Consider the following 2,316-nt stretch of genomic DNA (forward strand, 5'->3'; position numbering starts at 1 on the left):
TTGACCATTGGTTATGATGATAAATTGACATGATTTGCTGTTTTGTATAAGGAGTTTCTTGATCAGATCAACGGATTTACAATAAGTTCAATTTATCTCAAATTTGTGTAGAAGAGTCAGGAGGATGGCCTTCTCGACCTTCACGTTTGGGATCGGTCATGTAGTCTACTGGACCAGCGCCTCGGCCTGTGCCATGCCTTGAAAACCCCACAATCATTTGGCTAACTCCTTCATGGCACGCTCGATGGCTAGCAAATGAGTCACGACCTCAATACTGTCTGCTGCGCCTCGATAGGTGTTCACCCAACGCGCAATCATATTAAGATTGGCGTTTATGCGATTGAGCATCACGACCCGTTGTTTTTCGTCCTGACGATTACAAATTTGGAGTGTATCAAGATGGTCTCTTATCAGTTCAGACATGGACATACCCGCTTGCTCTGACAAGGATTTGAGCTCGCTTAACTCCAGATCTGAAAAGCGCACTCTGAGGATATTTTCTCTGTTCGGCATAATGGTCTCCCTCTTGCTTTATCGTTCAAAAAAGCACCATAACAATCCGACATTACTCCAAATTCTGAAAAGAGAAAAGACCTAAAAACAAGGCTACCCAATGTCGCTACATTTTGCTCCGCAAAATCTATCCCCATCGAGGCCTTGCCAAAGGAGGTTTCACCTCCCTTGGAACCCACCAGTAAGCTCAAAGCCGCCTGGTAAATTTTCGATATCGTTACAAAATCAAGATGAGTAAAATGAAACTTGATAAAGTTACATAATCAAGCTAAATTTGAATTTGTAACTTTTATCAAGAGGTGACTTATGAGTGATTTGGAGAAAAAACAGCATGGTGGTTTTCGACCAGGAGCCGGTCGAAAAGCCAAGTATGAAAAAACCAAAGTAATGCGCGTTCCGGAAAAATACCAGGAACTGATACAAGAGCTGGTTAAGTATTTAGATGAAAACGATTCTCTTGGTTACCCAGCCGATTCCGTAGAGTCTGAAAAGAATTTCATTCGCTCTCTACAAGATAAAAAGCAGCATATTGTGTTTCGAATTGAGCTATTTAAATAGAAACATTTTTATTGGCCTCCTCTCTGATTACCTAGAGAGGATCTAATAAAAAATGTATTTCTATGCATAGTGAGCAATAGGAAACATCTCTATGTTATTAGGTCTTTCCATATTCTCAGCTTCCCAAGTATCAAGTTTGGCTTGCATGTTTATCCAAACTGCTACACCTGTACCTGTTGATTCAGCTAAACGTCTAGCCATTGCATGAGAACATTTGGTTTTTCCATTTACAAATTCGCTAAGTGCCTTTCTAGTTACACCTAGATACTCCGCTGCTGACGTTATAGATATCCCTCTCTCATCTAATACAGTAAATTTAAAAAATTCACCGGGATGTGAAGGTTTTCTAGTTTGTCTCATTATCCTCTCCAGAATCTCTCCAGATTTTCTTACCGTTATGGTAAAAAAATTGCCGATATTATTCGTAATAAAAACGGCTTAATTTAGGAATAAAAGCTAACTATTTAGCTTTTATTTGCTTTCCGTGATAATCAACGTAATCCAGCAATATTGCACCTTCGCTTTCTATTTGGAAGGTTATTCTCCAGTTTCCGTTAACTTCAATGCTGTAAACCCCTTTACCTGAACCTTTCTTCGCATCAAATTTGTTTTGGTAAAGCGCTTTCAGATCATCAGGGTTATGTGATGCTTCAATTGCATCGAGTATGAATCCTAATTTATTCGTATGATTAGGATTTAGACCTGCTGATTTCCCGTGATAAAAGAAATTTTTAAGTCCTTTGTGTGTAAAACTTTTGATCGCCAACTTATCCCCCAAATGCTTTCGCAGCTAAATTTAAAATTATTCATATAGTTTTTTCCTTAATAGAATTATTGCTATCAACTAATCCGTACCAAACTATTGAATTTTTAGCTCTAAGCGCTTCACGTAGGGTCGGTAATTTGCAACAAATATAAATGTAACCTGTAACGTTGCAGGTGTCAATTAATTCATTTAAACTTAACAAAAAAATAAGAAATGAGGTTAAATCAGCTCAACTGTGAAAGTGGTCAAAACCGCTAATTGTTAACTTTCTAAAATCAGTCATTTTCAGCTAATTTAACTGAGTTTTTCAGGCCGTTCGCGCTGAATCGGTTCTGAGTGGCTTTTCGTTATGCGCACAAGACACGTTATGGTAAATAGGTGTTTTTTAGAAATACAAAATTATTTAACCAGATCTTTGAACAGAATAATAAACGAGCCTAATGATCATATTTGTTTAGACTCATTTGTTAATTGGAAAA

4 protein-coding genes are annotated in these 2,316 nt (G+C 37.7%); 1 reads left to right on the plus strand and 3 read right to left on the minus strand.

The features are described from left to right. Positions 1-213: 213 nt before the first annotated feature. Positions 214-513: a plasmid mobilization protein gene (locus tag JQC92_RS21905; protein ID WP_205001648.1), complete on the minus strand. Its 300-nt coding sequence runs from the start codon at positions 511-513 to the stop codon at positions 214-216. A gap of 306 nt (positions 514-819) precedes the next feature. Between JQC92_RS21905 and JQC92_RS21910 the strand changes: the two genes are divergently transcribed. Further along, positions 820-1,071 carry a hypothetical protein gene (locus JQC92_RS21910; protein WP_205001649.1) on the plus strand — a complete coding sequence of 84 codons (252 nt, stop codon included), beginning with the start codon at positions 820-822 and terminating at the stop codon, positions 1,069-1,071. A 60-nt stretch (positions 1,072-1,131) separates the two neighbouring features. Here JQC92_RS21910 and JQC92_RS21915 read toward each other — a convergent pair whose 3' ends face one another. Together JQC92_RS21915 and JQC92_RS21920 are read right to left on the minus strand one after the other, a co-directional pair. Next, positions 1,132-1,431 (minus strand): HigA family addiction module antitoxin, encoded by a 300-nt coding sequence (locus JQC92_RS21915; RefSeq protein ID WP_205001650.1) that lies wholly within the window; start codon positions 1,429-1,431, stop codon positions 1,132-1,134. A gap of 100 nt (positions 1,432-1,531) precedes the next feature. Continuing rightward, complete coding sequence (locus tag JQC92_RS21920) at positions 1,532-1,837, minus strand: type II toxin-antitoxin system RelE/ParE family toxin (protein ID WP_205001651.1); 306 nt, start codon at positions 1,835-1,837, stop codon at positions 1,532-1,534. Positions 1,838-2,316 lie beyond the last annotated feature (479 nt).

The sequence above is a fragment of the Parashewanella hymeniacidonis genome (assembly GCF_016900895.1).
Taxonomy (GTDB): domain Bacteria; phylum Pseudomonadota; class Gammaproteobacteria; order Enterobacterales; family Shewanellaceae; genus Parashewanella; species Parashewanella hymeniacidonis.